This window comes from bacterium, from assembly GCA_031082185.1.
Taxonomy (GTDB): domain Bacteria; phylum Sysuimicrobiota; class Sysuimicrobiia; order Sysuimicrobiales; family Humicultoraceae; genus VGFA01.
On sequence record JAVHLI010000006.1, the window covers coordinates 106268 to 123100 of the forward strand.

A 16833-nucleotide genomic window follows, 5' to 3' on the forward strand; every position below is an offset into this window, starting at 1 on the left:
CGGCTGTGTTCGATCACCTGCTGATACCACTCGACGGCTCGCGGCTCGCCGAGAGCGTGCTTCCTGCCGCCGGGGCGATCGCGCGCCGGTTCGGGTCGGCCGTCACCCTGCTGCACGTGGTCGAGCGGACACCGCCCGACGAAGTGCACGGCGAGCCGCATCTGACTACCGTTGCGGAGGCAGAGGCCTACCTGGCGGAGGTGGCGGTCCGGGAGTTCCCGTCAGGGGCCGCAACCACGCACGTGCACGCCCCCGACGAGACCGACGTTGCCGAGAGCATCGCCCTCCACGCCGACGAGTTGCGCGCCGCGTTGATCGTACTGTGCACCCACGGCCAGGGCGGAGCCCGGGAGCTGATCTACGGCAGCGTCGCTCAGCAGGTTCTCAGCCACGGCAGCGTCCCGGTCCTGCTGGTCCGCCCCGGCCCAGAGGCCCAGGCCTTCACCTGCGGCCGGGTTCTGGTTCCCCTGGACGGCAGCGCGCCGTCCGAGGCCGCCCTGCCGCCGGCCGAGGCGCTTGCCCGCGCATTCGGCGGCCGCCTTCACCTGCTGACCGTGGTGCCTACCGTTGCCACGGTCTCCTCTGACCGCGCGCCCGCTGCGCTGTTCCTTCCAATCGCGACCGCGGTTGCCCTTGATCTCGAGGAGGAGGAGACGCGGCTCTACCTCGATGGGCTGGCCGCTCGACTGCGGCAGGACGCCCTGACCGCGGAGGCGGAAGTAGGGCGCGGTGATCCGGCCTGGGAAGTCGCCGCCGCCGCCGATCGGTTGGGTGCGGACCTCATGGTGATGGCCACCCACGGCCGGTCCGGCATGAGCGCGGTGTGGGCGGGCAGCGTGGCGATCCGGATCATGGCTAGGTGCCGCAGGCCGATGCTGCTGGTGAGGGCGCCGGGAGCGCCGGACAACCTTTGAGGCAGATGCGTCCGACCGGCAGGCGCCCGGATGCGTGGCGCGGAGTTGGCGGAGGAGGTGGGATTCGAACCCACGAGGCAGTTTCCCGCCCAACGGTTTTCGAGACCGTCCGGGTACCGGGCTCCCGAACTCCTCCAAAACCTAATGTTATCAGGCCGGCGGTAGGGTGAACAAGGGCAGCGCCAGCAGGTCCGGCAGCGCCGCGATGTAGTAGTCGGCCCACACCGACGGCTCGTGGTTCACGGCCACGGTGACCATCCCCACGGCGTGCGCTCCGTCAATCTCGCGGCCTTCGTGGCCCACGAACACCGCCTCATCCGGCGCGAGGCTTGTTTGCCTGAGGGCTTCCATGTAGATCGCGGGATCCGGCTTCTGGACCCGTACGACCCTGGAGCAGGCGACCGCATCAACGAGGCCGGCGACCCCGGCCTGGGCCAACCACTGCATCTTCCACTCCAGCGGATAGATGGTGTCGGTAATGATCCCGACGATGAGGCCGCGCTCCTTGAGGGCGGTCAGGGTGGCTCGGGCCCCGCTCAGGCCGTACACCTCGTGCGTCTGCTCCATGATCAGCCGGGTGAGATCCTTACGTTCTTCCGGGTTGGTCACGCCGCGCACGCGCAGGAACTCGTCCCAGTAATCGCCCGCGTTGACCTGACCGGTTGAGGCATTTGCCTGCGTGATCCTGAGACGGGCGCGTTCGGCTTCCGTGGGCTCGCGGTCGTAGCCCCTCTCCGCGAGAAGCCGGACCGCGTACTTACCGGTGGGCACCTTGCGGTCGTATAGCACTCCTGCCGCATCGAAGAACACGCCTCGGATCACGATTCCCTCACGGCCCCCTGTCCGCCCCTGCCCGCGATCGGTCCTGTCACGACCGCGATGATCTCCCGTAGGTCTCGGATAACGACGTCCGCGGCCGGCTCCTCCATATCGCCGTCGGACTTGTCGGTGAGGAACGACCGGATCTGGATGGCCAGCCCATACCCGGCCCCTTGGGCGCCTGCCACGTCGCGGGAGACGGTATCGCCCACGTAGGCGCAGGCCTCCGGCGGCAGCCCCATCTGAGCCGCCGCCTCATGGAAGATGCGCGGGTGAGGTTTGCGGTAGCCGAAGCCGGAGCTGGTGATGACCGGGTCGAAGAAGCGGGCTATGCCGTACGATGCCAGCTTCCGCGGCACCAGCCCCAGACTCAGGATGTTTGATATGACCGCCAGGCGGAAGCCGCGTTGCTGCAGTTCGGCGAGCACGGCAGGCGCCTCCGGCCTCAGCGTCCGCCCGTAGAAGTTGTCCTCGTAGTACAGGGTCAGATCCTCGGCCTCGGCGATCAGCCGGTCCCGGGGCAACCCGTTGTCGGGGAAGACGTACTCGGTCCACACACGATCCGGCGGCAGCTCGCGCTGGTGCTGCTCCCGCCAGCGCTGGTAGGCCGCCATGCCGGACAGCACGGCGGCGCGCAGGTCTTCCACCGACAGGCCGGGGTCAAGTCCCCGGCCTGCCAGCATCTCCAGCAGGCCGCCGGCAGCGGTCTGGCGGGTGGCGTCGTCGTAGTAGATCTCCTCCAACGTGCCACCCAGGTCGAAGACGACGGCCTTGATCACTATCTTCTCCGCTGGTTCGCGACCCAGAAGTCCAGGATCTTCGCCCCGTGCTCGTAGGCGTACATGGGGTCAATGGTCCAGGCCTTGTTCTTCAGCACGGCCATGGGCACCGCCCCACGGGGGAACTCCAGCATGCCTGTGCGCACCGGGTAGTCTCCGGGCACGAAGAACGGCTCATAGCCCTTTCCGCCCCGGCTGTCGCCCATCAACCACCGGATCATGAGCTTGGCGGCGTTGGGGTGAGGTGCCTGGTCAATGATGCCCAGGTAGGTCTGGTAGAAGACCGCCCCGACGGGCTTGATGTCCAGCGCGGGCTCGAAGACGAACCTCCCGGCCATCACGTCGCGGTACTTAGCATAGTCAACCGTGGCCAGGGGCGGGTCCTTCTGCCCCCGCGTGCCCACGGCCCTGGTCGCGTCGCCGTCGCTGCCGGCGAAGACCGGATCGTTCTTGAGAAAATTCCTGATCCACTGGAAGGCGGCATTCGGGCAGTCCTTGTCGAGGACGATCTCCTTGCCGAACGCATCCTTGTAGGAGCTCGCGAAGTGATCGGCATGCTTGACGAAGGTGGCCATCATGCTCAGGTTTTCGCCGGACTCGAAGATGTCCTTGATCTGCACCTTGCCCTTCCACTGGGGCTTGGTCAGGTCCCACCAGCTCGTGATCGGAGGCGTCTTGTACACTTCAGAGTTGTAGATGACCACCCGCGTGCCCAGGCGCTGTACGAGCAGCGGCTCACGGAGCTCCTTTGGGATCAGCCCCACCAGCTCGCTCGGGACGAAGTTCCAGAGCATCCGCCTGGGAACCATCTCGAAGATCACCGTGGGCGGATCGCCGGCGAAGAACACGTCGCCGGTACGGACGCGCGCACGGACTTCCTCTTTGACCTTGCTGATCACCTCTACGGTGCCCATGTCGAAGGCCTCGACCTTGATGCCGGGATAGGCGGCCTCGAAGCTCTTGGCGGCCGCCGGGATGCGCGAGGACGACGAGTAGACGACGACTTTACCCTCTTTCCTGGCCGCCGCCTCGATCGCGGCCCAGTCGTGCGTCGCCGGTGAGTGGGGACCCAGTTTGGCTTCCAGGAGCCATTTCTGCTGGGCCTCGGACATCGCCGGCGCGCCCAGGGACGGCGTGGTCCCCGCCAGCGCAACGGCGAGGACGCCGATGGTCAGAGCGCACGTCAGGGAAGAAACCTGCCTGATCATTGGGTTGCCTCCTTCTTTCCGATTCTCCGGATCAACCACTGACCTGCCAGACTCAGGGCGACGAGGATTATCACGATGCCGTTGGCAAACTGGGTGAAGCCCTGCTCATTGTAGCGGAAGATCAGACTGGGCAGCACCCGGGTGGACGGCGTCACCAGCAGAATGATGAGCGATAGATCGCGGATTGTGCTTATGAACGTCAGCAGGAACCCTGCCACGAATCCGCTCAGTGTCAGGGGAACGATGATGCGCCGGAACCGGGCGGTCCAGGAGGCGCCGGACATAACCGCGGCTTCCTCGAGCTCCTGGCCCACCTGGAGCATGGAAGAGACCCCTGTCCGCGACGAGAAGGGCAGGTTCTTGGCGACGCAGACCAGCACCAGCAACGCAAAGGTGCCGTAGAGCGCCGGGATCGGACCGAGCGGCGAGGCGAACATGGCTATGTAGACCGCCCCGAACGCGATGCTGGGAACGAGATATGGCAGGAACGATATCTGTTCCAGCGCGCGCGACAGCCGCGTACCGCGCCCTTTCACGATGGCGTACCCCAGGAGCAGGCCTAGCAGGCCCACCAATCCCGCTGTGATTACCGACAGCGCGATGCTGTTCTTCGCGGCTCCAAGCACAAGCCAGCTTCGCAGCAGTCCTGCTTCCCCCTCGGCGTAGCGGCGGTTTCCGCCCTCGGAGATCCAATAGTGCAGCGACAGATTGCCCAAACTGTAGTTGTTCTCCTCGAGCATGAGCGACTGCCAGACCAGGAGCAGGAGGGGAACCAGCACGCAGACCAGGACGAACGCCAATACCAGGATCAGCAACGGGTACCGCCAGCCGCGCAGCGGTGTCAGGCGCACCCGCAGGCCCCTACCTGAGATCGTGACGAAGCTCTTGCGCGTGCCGATGAGGCGCTGGTTGCCATAGATCGTCAGCGCGGACAACACAACCAGCACTACGGCCAGGATGTAGGCGGAGGCCTTGAAGCCCATCCTGAGGTTGTTGTAGAGGGTGGTGGCGAGCGTGTAGTACCCCACCGGCCTGCCCAGGAAGATCGGCGTGCCGAACGTCCCCAGTGACCGTGAGAAAGTCAGGATGAAGGCCGAAAGTATGGCCGGAAGGACCAGGGGGAGTGTGATCTTCTTTAGGATCTTCCATCGGTTCGCCCCGAGGATCTCCCCTGACTCCTCGAGATGGCTGTCAACCGAGGCCAGCGCGCCCGACACCAGGATGAAGGTGAAGGCGTAGTAGTGCAGTCCCATAGCGATGATGATGGGGACCGGCCCATATGCCAGCCAGTTGGGGGTGGCGACGCCGGTCATATACTCGAACAGGCCACCTGCTCCGCCCAGCCGGGAGTTCCTGAAGACGACCAGCCAGGCCAGCGCTATGGTCCACGAGGGCAGGATGAATGGGATCGTGATCAGGCCGCCGAGCAGACGGCGCCCCGGCAGATCGGTGCGGGTCAGGAGCCAGGCGAGCGGGCACCCGATCAGCAGGGCCATGAGGGTCGCGCCCGCGGAGGTGACAACGGTGTTGAGAAAAGGCCTGTAGACCAGCTCGTTGCTGACCGTGCCCAGGAAGGTGCGCTTCCAGTGGAACAGGGTGAACGCGCCTTCCTCGAACCCCCTGGCCACCCGCGCGTCCTCAGGGTGCCAGGTGATTGTCGCCCACGCGATCCGCAGGAGGGGAACCCCCACCAGGTAGATGAGCAAGGCGCAGAGGACGAGCGAGAGCAGAATCCTGGGCGTCGTGATCGCACGCCAGAGGCGGCGCATGTGCGGATGCAGCGCGGACGACCAGGGAGGATTCAGCGCGGCCATTACGGCGCCGGGCCCCCGGAACCATCGGTCAACAGACGCGAGGTTACCGGATCGTAGAGGTTGAAGGTGGCCGGGACAAACGAGAGCCAGACCTTGCGGTCCATCTCGATCGTCATGGGGCGCGTCTCGCGGATGGTGAGCATCAAATCACCCCGCCGGGCGTTGACGATCAGTTCCGCTCCAGCGGGAAGGACCGAGTATGTCTCGAACTCCACCGCGCCCTGCTGGGGTTCCAAGTAGAGCATGATGCTCTCCGGCCGGATGCCGGCGATGACGCGCTCCAGGGCAGGCGGGCCCGGGTAGCATAGGGTGAACGCGCCGAAGTCGAGGACGGCCGCCTCTCCCCGGCCGCGTACGGCTGCCGGAAGCAGGTTCATCTTTGGGGCTCCGATGAAGTCCGCGACAAACACCGTGGCCGGCCTGCGGTATACCACGTCGGGCGGCGCCAACTGCTCCAGGACTCCTTCCTTCATGACCGCCACGTGGGTCGAGAGCGTCAGCGCCTCGATCTGGTCGTGCGTGACGTATACGACCGTGGCGCCGGTGTCCCGGTGGAGGCGCTTGAGCTCGGAGCGCATGTCCATTCGCAGCCGCGCGTCCAGGTTCGAGAGGGGTTCGTCCAGCAGGAATATGCCGGGCCGGGGCGCCAGCATCCTGGCCAGGGCCACGCGCTGCTGCTGCCCCCCGCTCATCTCCTGCGGGTAGCGGTCTTCCATCCCGGCAAGCTGCAGGTCGGATAGGGCCTGGGCGACCCGGCGGCTGATATCTTGGGCCGGTAGCCGGGCCAGCTCCAGCCCGAACGCCACGTTCTCGAAAACGGTCATGTGGGGCCAGAGCGCGTAACTCTGGAAGACCAGACCCAGGCCCCGGCGCGACGGTGGCACGTGGATGCCCTGCTGGTGCGAGAAGATGGGGCGGCCGTCTATCAGTATCTCCCCGCAGTCGGGATCCTCGAGGCCGGCCACCATGCGCAATACCGTGGTCTTCCCGCAGCCGGAGGGGCCCAGTACCGTGAGGAAGCTCCCTGGTTCGATAACGAGGCTGAGGTCGTTGACGGCAACTACCTTACCGAAGCGCTTGCTCACGTTGCGCAGTTCGATCCGGCGCATCTCTGTCACTCCAGGGCCTGTATTGTCCCACCCTTTCCCAGCATGTCGAGGCCGTACGCGGCACGCAGATCCTGCAGCCGGTTGACGCTGTCCAGGCTCTGCTTGGGGCGGGCCACGGCCACGGCCAGAATCAGGGCGTTCAGGATTGTCATCGGCACGGTCATCGAATGGAACGTTGAGACCGGTCCCCGCCGGGCGGCCAGCACGACGTCGGCCTTGTGCTTGAAGGCCAGCCCCAGGGTGTCGGTCAGGAGCACGGTGCGGCAGCCCAGTGACCGGGCGTGGGCGAGCACCGCCACAAGTTCAGGGGTGGCGCGCAGGAAGCCCGCGGCCAGCACCGCGTCACCCGGCTGAAGCAGCAGGAGTTCTTCCAGTACGTCCCGGCCCGAGCTGGTCAGGCCGCGGACGGGTATGCCGAACCTCTGGAGGCGGATCTTGGCAAGGTCGGCGAGCATGCGCGAGGGGCCCATGCCAAACACGAAGATACTGCGCGCCTTCAAGAGGATCTCCACCGCGCGGTCGAAGTCGGCGGGGCGCACGCCGTGGAGCATCTCCGTCAGGTACTGCACTTCCATCTCGGCAACCTTGGTGAGGAGGTGCCTCTGGTCGCCCTTGAGGTCGTCCATCTTGCGCCGGAGGCGGGCCGCCGGGCTTGCCTTCTGGCGGAACAACTCCTGCAGGATGCGGCGGAGTTCGGGGTAGCCGGCGAAGCCTACTGCCCTGGCAAAACGCACCACGGTGGCCTCGCTGACGCCGAAGCGCTCGGCTATGGCGGCGGCGGGGAGGAACGCCGCCTCGTCGTAGTTGTCCAGGAGATAGGAAGCGATGCGCTGCTGGCTCTTGGTGAGCCCGGGGAATCGGTCTTCCAGCCGCTGCCGGAACCTATCGAGCGACTCCACGCGCACCCCCTCCGTGCAAGATTCTCCTACAACAGGAGGGGGATTGCAAGAGTTCTTTCAGTCAGGTCTGCGGGGGCGGTTGAGGGATACCGCCCGGTCACGGCATCAGCGGCGCCGCCGCCGGGCGGGAGCCCGGCCGTCCGCTTCCCACGGCCGGTACCCGGTTTCGTACATCGCCTTCGAGAGCATGTGCGCCCCCACCGGAGCGGTGAGCATCACGAAGAGCAACGTAACGATCTCCCTTCCGTCGGTCCCGTGCGCCAGAATCGCCGAGGTCAGCACCAGCGCCAGCCCCAGTGTGGTCGCCTTCGTGGCCGCGTGCAGGCGCGCGTAGGCGTCACCGAAACGGTGCAGTCCCAGCGCGGCGATCAGCGCGAGACTCGATCCCGCCAGCAGCAGCCCGGCGATCACGGTGTCACGCAATGGGAGGCCTCCCCCGCACGTAGCGCGCCGCGGCCACGGTCCCGATGAAGCCCAGGATGGCCACCACGGCAGCTACGTCCGCGTACAGCCGCGTCCCGGCACGCATTCCCAGCACGGCTACCAGGATGATCAGGATCGTGGCGATCGTGTCGCCGGCCACCACGCGGTCTCCCAGGTGCGGGCCCCGTACCAAGCGCAGCAGGCACAGAGCCATCGCGACCACGAGCATGGCGAGCGCGACCGTGACGGCCGTCATTCCAGCAACCCCCGGATCGGTCTCTCCAGCGTGCGCTTGATCTCGTCCACCGTGGCCGCCGGGTCGTCCATGGCCAGCACGTGAACGAGCAGATAGGATCTGTCCCCGGCGACGTCCACGGTCATCGTACCCGGTATGAGCGTGATCGAGTGCGCCAGCATGGTGATGCCCGCGTCGGTCTTGAGGTCCAGCGGCACCTGCACGATGCCGGATCGAATCTTGAGCCGCGGCCGCAGCACTACCAGGCCGGCGACCGCCAGGTTCGCCATGACGTTCTGGTAGACGAACGTCACCAGCCAGGTGAGCCCAGACCTGAGCCGCCTAAACGGCGCCATCTCCCGGTTCCTCATCGAAGGCGCTCCCGCAGCGCTCCCACCCCAGCGCTCCTACTTCTTCAGCACCGTGCCGATGTACCTGGCCGGTTGGGTCAGGTGCGCTGCCGCGGTCGAGGTGAGCGAGTACAGGACCTGCGGCCGCAGCCCAACGGCGATCGTGATCAACGCGAGCGCGGCCGCGGGCGCTACCAGTCGGGCCGGCGCGCGCCGCGGCTCCCCCGGACCCCAGAAGGCGGTGGTGTAGATCTTTAGCATGGACATCAGCGTTAGGACGCTGACGACGATGCTCACGGCCACCACGCCGTACTGGCCCACCTCCAGCCCGGCGCGGATGAGCAGCAGCTTGGCGAAGAAGCCCGAGAACGGCGGCACTCCGGCGAGCGAGAGCGCGCACACCACGAAGGCCAGCGCGAGCACGCCGTTGGTGCGGGCCAGACCGCCCAGCCGGTCGAGCCGGTCCGTGCCTTGCGTCTCCTCGATGGCGCCGCCGACCAGGAGCAGGCCGGACTTCACGACGATGTGGTGGAGGATGTAGAAGATCCCGCCGGCGATCCCGAGCTGGCCGGCAAGCGCCAGGCCCATGATCATGTACCCGACCTGGCTGATGATGTGGAACGACAGTATCCGCCTCACGCTGTCCTGGGCAAGGGCGCCCAGGACGCCGAACAGCATCGTGCCGGCCGCCGACCAGAGAAGCAGCGGGTCCGGGCCGCCGCTCGGGAAGACGATCGTGAACACCCGGAACAGCGAGTAGACTCCCACCTTGGTGAGCATCCCGCCGAAGAACGCCGCCACGCCTCCGGGCGGGATGGCATAGGCGTGGGGCAGCCAGAAGTAGAAGGGGAATATCGCGGCCTTGGTGCCAAACGCCACCAGCAGCATCATCGAGGCGGCACGCACCGTACCGGCGGGTGCGAGGGGAACGCGCTCTGCCAGGTGGGCCATGTTCAGCGTGCCTGTGGCCGAGTAGATCAGCGCGACCCCGAACAGGAAGAACATCGAGGCCACCAGGTTGATCGCCACGTAGCCGAACGCCTCGCGCGCCTGCCGCTGCGTGGTGCCGTGGGTCAACAGGAAGTAGGACGAGATCAGCATGACCTCGTAGGCCACGTAAAGGTTGAACAGGTCTCCGGTCAGGAACGCCCAGTTGATGCCGGTGAGCAGGAACTGCCATCCGGCGTGTACGAAGCGGTCGTCGCGCCCGGATGCGATTGTGAAGACGAGCCCGACCAGGCCGATCAGCGCCGCGATCAGCACCATCAGCGCGCCGAGCATGTCGGCCACCAGGGTGATGCCGTAGGGCGCGGCCCAACCTCCGGCCTGGATGGGCATCACCTGCCCGCCGCGGGTCAGCAGGACCAGCGCGATGCTGGCCGCCAGCGTTGCCAGGCTGCCTGCCAGCCCCAGGGTGCGCTGTGCGCGGCGTGAAGGTCCTGCGATCAGCAGGATTGCCGTAAGCAACGGGGCGATGATCGGAAGCGCGGGCAGCGCGGCGATCAAGCTAGCGGTCATCGCGCTTCTCCTTGCCGTGTTTCTCCTCGCCGCCGAAGAGGTGCATCCGGTACCCCAGCGCCAGCAGGAACGCGGTCACGCCGAACGAGATGACGATGGCCGTCAGGATGAGCGCCTGGGGCAGCGGGTCGGTCATCGGGCCTCGCGTGGCGCTGATAACCGGCACACCGCCGCGTAGTCCGGCCGATAGCAAAATGGTGATATGGGCCGCGTGGGAGAGCAGGGAAAGGCCGATGATCTGGCGCACCAGCGACTTCCCCAGGAGCAGGTAGAACCCCGTGGCGACCAGGGTGCCGACCAGCAGCGCAACCAGGGTTGTCACTATTCTGCCTCCGCCGCTTCCACCAGCGAGCGCAGCGCAGAGAGCACCGAGCCGGCCACCAGCAGGAGCACCCCTAGATCGAAGATCAGCGAAGAGGGCAGTCGGTGTCCGCCGACAGCCAGCAGCGTGTGCTGCAGCAGTGGCTTGCCAACCACCAGGGGGATGGCCGACGAGCCCGCGGCCAGTGCCAGTCCAACGGCCATGAGGACGTCCCAGCGGCGGGACAGCCGGATGGCGCCGAAGGCCTCCGAGCGCAGGACAACCGCGGCGGCGACCATCAGTCCGGCGACGAACCCTCCGCCCGGTCCGTAGTGACCGGTGGACAACAGCAGTATCGCGTAAGCCACGATTGCCGGCGAAAGGACGCGCGCGATGGTGCGCAGGATCGGCGAGGTGAGCTGCACGTCTTCCTGCGCGTCACGCCGCTTCCGGCGTGCCGCACCCAGCCGCCATGGCGCCAGAGAGATGATCCCGAGCGCGGCGATGGCCAGCACGCTGATCTCGCCCATCGTGTCCCAGCCCCGGAAGTCCACGATGATCAGGTTTACGACGTTCTTGCCGCCGGCCTGGGCGGCGTGCGTGAAGAACTCACCGGATATGCGCTGTAGGCCGGACACGTCGGCAACCATCGCCGCCATCACCGCGCTGACCCCACCGGCTGCGATCGCCACCAGCCAATCGGATACGGGGCGGGCCTGGGGATGGCCGGCGTCGCTTTTGCCCAGCGCAGTAATCGCCACCAGGAAGAGCACGAGCGAAACCGTCTCTATCACCGCCTGGGTGATGGCGATGTCCGGCGCGCTGAGCAGCAGGTAGATTAGGCTGACCGAGTACCCTGCCGCGCCCAGCGCCAGCACGGCCCCCAGCAGCAGCCGCAGGCGCACGGCCGCGACCGCAGCGGCCATGGCCACGACCACGGTGATCGCAGGCCCCAGTTCGTGGTCCCCGGTGAGTAGGGGTACCGCGATCCCGGTGCGGAAGAACCCGACGGCCACAAGCGCCATGGCCGTGACCATGATGTAGACAAGGTAGTCGCGGAGGCGGCCGGTGAGGTACAGTCCTGTCAGGAGCTTCGAGCCATCGAGGGTGGCGGCGTAGAGCCGGTCGTAGAGGCGCCCGGCGCTCAGCCACTGCACGCTCCGCTCCAGGCGTTCCGCCAGGGGATGCAACCTAAAGAGCAGCCATCCGCCGGCCACCGCAATGGTCGTGACCGTGGCCGCGGTAAGGGTCGGACCGTGCCAGAGGGCCACGGGCTGCGGCGCTCCGGTGATCGCCGCGGCGGCAAGGGCTGAGAGGCGCTCGACCGTGCCCGGGGCCAGTCCGAACAGAAGCGCCAGCAGCGCCAGGACGCCGGCAGGCATCCACAGCAGCATCGGAGGCTCGTGCACGGCCTCAGGCGGAGGTGGCTGCGCGTCGGCGCGGCCCTTTGCGCGGCGATGCTGGGGCGCTTTGCCCAGGAAGATCCACATGTACCGGGCCCCGTACGCCAGCGAGAGTGCTCCGGAAAGGATCACGGCGCCGGTCGCGACCCAGGAACCCGCGGCCCAGGAACCCGCGATCCAAGGACCGCGCAGGAAGGCTTCTACGACCGCCTCCTTGCTGAGGAACCCTCCGAAGGGAGGCAGGCCGGCCATGGAGAGCGCTGCCAGCGTCGCGATGCCGCACGTGACCGGCATCGCCCGGCGCAGTCCGCCCAGTCGGGCAATCACCCGCGTGCCGGTCTCGTGCTCGACGGCTCCGGCGACCAGGAAGAGCGTGCCCTTGAACGCCGCGTGGTTCAGGACAAAGACCATGGCCGCGGCCGCGGCGGCGGGCGTGCCCCATCCGAGCAGCGCGGTGGCCAGTCCCAGCGCGCCGACGGTGGAGTAGGCGAGCAGGCCCTTCAGGTCGGTCTGCACCAGCGCCAGAGCCGCGCCTGCGAGCATCGTCGCCACTCCGACGGGCGTGACCACGGCCACCCACAGCGCCGTGCCGCCCAGCACGGGCAGCAGGCGCGCCAGCAGGTACACTCCGGCCCACACCATGGTGGCGGCGTGCAGGTAGGTCGAGACCGGCGTGGGAGCCACCATCGCGGCGGGTAACCAGAACTGGAACGGCACCTGCGCCGACTTGGTGAACGCGCCGGTCAGCACCAGCGCGAGGATTACCGGGTAGAGCGGATCTGCCTTGATGGCGGCGGCCTTGGCCAGCAGCGCGCTTATCTGCCAGGTACCACCGACCTGCGCCAGCATCACCAGGCCGACCAGCATCGTAACGCCGCCGGCCACGGTGACGACCAGCGCCTTGGTCGCGCCGGAGCGCGCGGCCGGATCCTCGTTCTTGTAGCCGATCAGAAAGAACGAGGCCAGGCTGGTTAACTCCCAGAAGACGTAGAGGACGATGAGGTCGTCGGCAAGCACGACCCCCAACATCGCGCCCATGAAGATCAGCATGTGGGCGTAGAACCGGCCCAGCTCTGGGCCCGCGTGCATGTACGCTACCGAGTAGACGAGGATCAGCACCCCGACGGCCAGGATCAGCCCTGCGAATAGCAGCGCCAGGCCATCGAGCGCCAGAGCATAGCGGAGGCCGAGGTCGGGAAACCAGGCCAGCGACAGACGCAGTGTCTCGCCGCCCAAGGTGGGCTGAGCGATCCAGGCGAGCGCCGCGAGCAGGCCAGAGGGGACAATGGCGCTGATCCAGCCCGGGTGCGTCCGGAGCCGACCGGCAATTGGGCCGGCAAACGGCGCGGCCAGGATGGCGATTAGCGGGAGGGCGCCGAGCAGGAAAGGCACCTGGCGCCTACCGAATCCAAGATACCTTGAATCTAGACCCTACTTGTACCACGCGACTTACGGTACAAGAGCCGCGTGGTCCGGTCAAGCCGACCAAAAGGGGTTCGCCATCCGCGTAACCTTCCACGGGGCCGTCCGCACCGTCACCGGCTCGCTCCACATGGTCGAGGCCGGCAACACGCGGGTCTATCTCGACTGCGGGTTGTTCCAGGGCCGGCGCGCCGATGCCGCCGAATGGAACCGGCGTTTTCCCCTTGCACCAGGCGACCTCGACGCCGTCATCCTCTCGCACGCGCACCTTGATCACTGCGGCAACCTGCCCACGCTGGTGGCGCACGGGTTTCGCGGCCCGATCTACTGCACGCCGGCCACCCGCGATCTCGCGGCGCTGGTGCTGCGGGACAGCGCGAAGGTGCAGCGGCAGGACGCGCAGATCCTGAACCGGCGCCACCGACGCCAGGGGCTGCCCGAGGTGGAGCCGCTCTACGACGGCCGCGCCGCGGAGCGGGCGATCGCCCGCCTGGCCGCCGTGCCCTACGGCCGGCCGTTTCGCGTCGGCTCCCTGACCGCCATGTTTCGCGACGCGGGGCACATCCTCGGGTCGGCGATGGTGGTGCTCGAGGCGGATGGCCGCCGCCTGGGCTTCACCGGCGACCTGGGCCGCCCCGGTACCGCCATAGTGCGCGATCCCGAGGTGCTCCCCGCGGTGGACCTCCTGCTCATCGAGTCCACCTACGGCGACCGGGAGCACGCCCCACGCGCCGAGGCAGAGGCACACCTGGCCGCGGTGGTGCGCGAGACCGTCGCCCGTGGTGGCAGGGTGTTGATCCCCGCCTTCGCGCTCGGCCGGGTACAGGAGGTGGCGTACACGCTGCACCGCCAGCGGGAGGCAGGCCTCATCCCGGCGATCTCGATCTACATGGACAGCCCCATGGCAACCGACGCCACGGAGATCTTCCGAGCGCATCCCGAGTGCTTTGACGAGGAGATCCGCGCGCACATGAAGCGGCACGATCCCTTCGGGTTCGGCGCTCTGCGCTATGTGCGCACCCCTGCCGAGTCCAGGGCGCTGCGCGCCTCAGACGAGCCATGCGTCGTTATTGCCACATCCGGGATGGTGGAGGCCGGCCGCATCCTGTCGCACCTGCAAGGGCGCATCGGCGACCCGCGGTCCACGCTGCTGTTCGTGGGATACCAGGCCGAGCACACGCTGGGCCGCCGGCTGTCCGACGGTGCGCCGGAGGCCAGGATCTACGGTGAGCCGCTCAAGGTGGCGATCCGGATCGAGCGGGCCGACGCGTTCAGCGCGCACGCCGACCGGAACGAGCTGCTCGCTTGGGCGGCACGCGTGCCGCGGATCGGCGCCGCGTACTGCGTGCACGGCGACGAGGCCGCGGCAAAGGCGTTGGCGGGTGCGCTTGTCTCGGCCGGAATCCCGGCCGAGGTGCCGGTGGCAGGGCAGACGGTCTAGGAGGGCGAAGGACTGCCGCCGCGCCGCGGCGAGCTACGCCAGCACGATCTTCCCATCGCTCATGTCGGTGATCGTCGCCAGCGCCACGATCGGCACGCCCAGGGTCGCCAGGTGCGCCCGCCCGCCTTCCATGACCTTCTCGATGACCGCGCCGATGCCCACGATTGTCGAACCCGCGGCCTGGGCCAGGCGGGCCAGGCCCAGGATGGTCTGGCCCGTCGCCAGGAAGTCGTCCACGATCAGCACCCGCTCACCATGCGACAGGTACTCGGGCGAGACGATCAGTTCGATGGTATGCCCCTTCGTGTGTGACGGGGCCAGGGTCAGGAAGACCTGGTAGGGCATGGTTACCGGCCGCGTCTTGCGCGCGTAGACCACCGGCACGCCCAGGTGCATGGCGGTTGTGAACGCCGGCGCTATGCCCGAGATCTCCGCGGTCAGCACCTTAGTGGCCCCCACTGAGGCGAACCTGGCCGCCAACTCGCGCCCGCACTCTTCCAACAGCGCCGGATCCACCTGGTGGTTGAGAAAGCTGTCCACCTTGAGGATTCCGTTGCCCAGGTTGCGGCCTTCGCGCAGTATCCGCTGTTTGAGCGCGTCCATGCTTCCTCCGGCGCTACGGCGCCGTGAACTCGACTATCAACCTCGGCCGATTGGCAAGCACGTCCTCACCGTGACCGAAGTACACCAGATTGGCGCCCATCTCCATGTTGCGGATCAGGAGCCCGTAGTTCGGCATCGATCCGGTGGTCCACGCTCTGACGATTCCGGTCACGTCCCACTCGACGAAGATGCGCGTCGCGCCGCCCGCGATCGTCACCGGCCCAGCAGGTCGCAGCGTAGCGTAGCTACCGGCCAGCAGGTTCCAGGTGGCGGTTCCCTCGCTCCAATTCCGCGTGACCGGAAACACCGTGTAGAAGTCGGTGCCGCCGGACCTGTGCCCGTACATGAACAGGCGCAGCGTGGCCCGGCGCACGGTCGCGCCCGAAGGTAGGGCAACGTTGAAGCTTACCACCGATCGGAACCGGCCCGTCGCATCGCGACCAACGAAGAGCACCTCGGTGGGGTGCGAGGTTCCCGGCGCGGCTTCGATCAGCGGGGCGTCGGTGCGGCTCACGTATGTCACCGTTCGGGCCGACGGGGTGCCGGCCGGCGTAGCCGTGGGGGCTGCCGTCGGCGTCCCTGAGATCAGACTCGTTACCGCCAGCTCCCACGCTTCGTTCGAGGTCGGGTTCATCCGCACGGCGACCTCGTCGCCGCGGCGGACGCGGGCCGGCGCATCGCCGAGGGGCACGGGCGCGCCGTTTATCGTTACCGCGGCATCGGAGTTGATACGGACCACCTGGCCGTCCTGCAGCGCGATCGCGGTGTGAGTAAGCACGTCTACGCGACCGCGCAGCAGCCGGAACGAGGCCCGCACGCTGGCCGCGTCGTTGGATGCGCCCACCGCCTCGACCCGCACTTGGTCTCCTACCCGCAGCGCTGCCAGGGCCGCCGACCCACCGGCGCCGGTGCCCGCGTCGAATCTCGAAATCGCCGTCTCAGGCGTGATGGCGAAGATGTAGATGACCGCGCCCACGTTCACATGAATACGAGGTGGGGTCGTGGTAAGGGCGATCGCGACGAGTACCCCTTCGGTGACCCTCGGGGACGGCGTGACAATGGGTGCCGGGGTCACCACTACCGGCGTTGGGAGCGGTGTCGGCCGAGGCCGATAGCCCGGCGGGGCGGGTTCGGCGGTCGCAAGCGTGATCAGAACGGTGCGCGCCGTGGCCTGCCACTGCACGTACGCGCCCAGGGCCTCGCTCACGAAGCGGAGCGGCACCATCGTGCGGCCCCCGACAACCATGGGAGGAGTGTCGAGGAGGACCATCCTTCCGTCCACCGCGGCTTCACGCCGTCCCATGACCAGCTCAATCGTCTTGGACGCCGTGGCGGCGGTGATGCGCTGCGTGGAGGGCTCCCACAAGACCGTGGCGCCCAGGCGCTCGAAGACGCCCCGGAGCGGGACCAGCAGCCGTCCGCCCACCTCGACGGGCGGCACATCGAAGGCCAGTTCCTCCCCATTGACGAGGACGCGGATCGCTCCCTGACCGGCCGCCGGCACCAGGTTGAGACTTAGGACGCAGATCAGCAGAACACCCACGAAGGTCGTACGCATTCGGCTCACCGCTCCTTTCCCTCGCACTCCATTCAGA

The 16833-nt window shown here is 67.5% G+C and carries 16 protein-coding genes and 1 tRNA gene; 2 read left to right on the plus strand and 15 right to left on the minus strand.

The genetic code is table 11. The annotated features are described in order from the left end of the window. Window positions 1–5: 5 nt before the first annotated feature. Window positions 6–914 (plus strand): universal stress protein, encoded by a 909-nt coding sequence (locus RDU83_07750; protein MDQ7840906.1) that lies wholly within the window; start codon window positions 6–8, stop codon window positions 912–914. 46 nt (window positions 915–960) lie between these two features. Here the strand turns inward: RDU83_07750 and RDU83_07755 are convergent. The 13 genes from RDU83_07755 to RDU83_07815 form a co-directional block, all read right to left on the minus strand. Next, window positions 961–1050, minus strand: a tRNA-Ser gene (locus RDU83_07755). Between the two features lie 14 nt (window positions 1051–1064). Continuing rightward, window positions 1065–1736, minus strand: coding sequence for an HAD family hydrolase (locus RDU83_07760; protein MDQ7840907.1), 672 nt, complete (start codon window positions 1734–1736; stop codon window positions 1065–1067). After that, window positions 1733–2512 carry an HAD family hydrolase gene (locus tag RDU83_07765; GenBank protein MDQ7840908.1) on the minus strand — a complete coding sequence of 260 codons (780 nt, stop codon included), beginning with the start codon at window positions 2510–2512 and terminating at the stop codon, window positions 1733–1735. The genes RDU83_07760 and RDU83_07765 overlap by 4 nt, the downstream gene beginning before the upstream one ends. Next, on the minus strand, window positions 2512–3720 hold the full coding sequence (locus RDU83_07770; GenBank protein ID MDQ7840909.1) for an ABC transporter substrate-binding protein: 1209 nt from the start codon (window positions 3718–3720) through the stop codon (window positions 2512–2514). Before RDU83_07770 ends, RDU83_07765 begins: the two co-directional genes overlap by 1 nt. After that, window positions 3717–5534 (minus strand): iron ABC transporter permease, encoded by a 1818-nt coding sequence (locus RDU83_07775; protein ID MDQ7840910.1) that lies wholly within the window; start codon window positions 5532–5534, stop codon window positions 3717–3719. The genes RDU83_07770 and RDU83_07775 overlap by 4 nt, the downstream gene beginning before the upstream one ends. Beyond that, the gene (locus RDU83_07780; protein ID MDQ7840911.1) at window positions 5534–6643 is read right to left on the minus strand and encodes an ABC transporter ATP-binding protein; all 1110 of its coding nucleotides are present in this window, start codon (window positions 6641–6643) and stop codon (window positions 5534–5536) included. Before RDU83_07780 ends, RDU83_07775 begins: the two co-directional genes overlap by 1 nt. A gap of 5 nt (window positions 6644–6648) precedes the next feature. Then, window positions 6649–7542: a MurR/RpiR family transcriptional regulator gene (locus RDU83_07785; protein ID MDQ7840912.1), complete on the minus strand. Its 894-nt coding sequence runs from the start codon at window positions 7540–7542 to the stop codon at window positions 6649–6651. Window positions 7543–7647: 105 nt separating this feature from the next. After that, window positions 7648–7965, minus strand: a complete 318-nt coding sequence (gene mnhG, locus RDU83_07790) for a monovalent cation/H(+) antiporter subunit G (GenBank protein MDQ7840913.1) — start codon at window positions 7963–7965, stop codon at window positions 7648–7650. Then, window positions 7958–8221, minus strand: a complete 264-nt coding sequence (locus RDU83_07795; GenBank protein ID MDQ7840914.1) for a monovalent cation/H+ antiporter complex subunit F — start codon at window positions 8219–8221, stop codon at window positions 7958–7960. The genes mnhG and RDU83_07795 overlap by 8 nt, the downstream gene beginning before the upstream one ends. Next, window positions 8218–8556, minus strand: coding sequence for a Na+/H+ antiporter subunit E (locus tag RDU83_07800; GenBank protein ID MDQ7840915.1), 339 nt, complete (start codon window positions 8554–8556; stop codon window positions 8218–8220). The genes RDU83_07795 and RDU83_07800 overlap by 4 nt, the downstream gene beginning before the upstream one ends. A gap of 51 nt (window positions 8557–8607) precedes the next feature. Beyond that, the gene (locus tag RDU83_07805) at window positions 8608–10068 is read right to left on the minus strand and encodes a proton-conducting transporter membrane subunit (GenBank protein ID MDQ7840916.1); all 1461 of its coding nucleotides are present in this window, start codon (window positions 10066–10068) and stop codon (window positions 8608–8610) included. Continuing rightward, window positions 10058–10390 (minus strand): NADH-quinone oxidoreductase subunit K, encoded by a 333-nt coding sequence (locus tag RDU83_07810; GenBank protein ID MDQ7840917.1) that lies wholly within the window; start codon window positions 10388–10390, stop codon window positions 10058–10060. Before RDU83_07810 ends, RDU83_07805 begins: the two co-directional genes overlap by 11 nt. Continuing rightward, window positions 10390–13164, minus strand: coding sequence for a proton-conducting transporter membrane subunit (locus RDU83_07815; protein ID MDQ7840918.1), 2775 nt, complete (start codon window positions 13162–13164; stop codon window positions 10390–10392). Before RDU83_07815 ends, RDU83_07810 begins: the two co-directional genes overlap by 1 nt. 43 nt (window positions 13165–13207) lie before the next feature. Between RDU83_07815 and RDU83_07820 the strand changes: the two genes are divergently transcribed. Continuing rightward, a complete protein-coding gene (locus tag RDU83_07820; protein ID MDQ7840919.1) occupies window positions 13208–14635 on the plus strand; it encodes an MBL fold metallo-hydrolase in 1428 nt (475 codons plus the stop codon). A 33-nt stretch (window positions 14636–14668) separates the two neighbouring features. Here RDU83_07820 and xpt read toward each other — a convergent pair whose 3' ends face one another. Beyond that, window positions 14669–15238, minus strand: a complete 570-nt coding sequence (xpt, locus tag RDU83_07825; GenBank protein MDQ7840920.1) for a xanthine phosphoribosyltransferase — start codon at window positions 15236–15238, stop codon at window positions 14669–14671. A 13-nt stretch (window positions 15239–15251) separates the two neighbouring features. Beyond that, window positions 15252–16796 carry a stalk domain-containing protein gene (locus RDU83_07830; GenBank protein ID MDQ7840921.1) on the minus strand — a complete coding sequence of 515 codons (1545 nt, stop codon included), beginning with the start codon at window positions 16794–16796 and terminating at the stop codon, window positions 15252–15254. Between the last annotated feature and the right edge of the window lie 37 nt (window positions 16797–16833).

Excerpts from the sequence above, each read along its gene's own strand:
- RDU83_07770 (MDQ7840909.1), bottom strand. The coding sequence starts at position 3,720 with ATGATCAGGCAGGTTTCTTCCCTGACGTGCGCTCTGACCATCGGCGTC.
- RDU83_07775 (MDQ7840910.1), bottom strand. The coding sequence starts at position 5,534 with ATGGCCGCGCTGAATCCTCCCTGGTCGTCCGCGCTGCATCCGCACATG.
- RDU83_07780 (MDQ7840911.1), bottom strand. The coding sequence starts at position 6,643 with ATGCGCCGGATCGAACTGCGCAACGTGAGCAAGCGCTTCGGTAAGGTA.
- RDU83_07795 (MDQ7840914.1), bottom strand. The coding sequence starts at position 8,221 with ATGACGGCCGTCACGGTCGCGCTCGCCATGCTCGTGGTCGCGATGGCT.
- RDU83_07800 (MDQ7840915.1), bottom strand. The coding sequence starts at position 8,556 with ATGGCGCCGTTTAGGCGGCTCAGGTCTGGGCTCACCTGGCTGGTGACG.
- RDU83_07805 (MDQ7840916.1), bottom strand. The coding sequence starts at position 10,068 with ATGACCGCTAGCTTGATCGCCGCGCTGCCCGCGCTTCCGATCATCGCC.
- xpt (MDQ7840920.1), bottom strand. The coding sequence starts at position 15,238 with ATGGACGCGCTCAAACAGCGGATACTGCGCGAAGGCCGCAACCTGGGC.
- RDU83_07830 (MDQ7840921.1), bottom strand. The coding sequence starts at position 16,796 with ATGCGTACGACCTTCGTGGGTGTTCTGCTGATCTGCGTCCTAAGTCTC.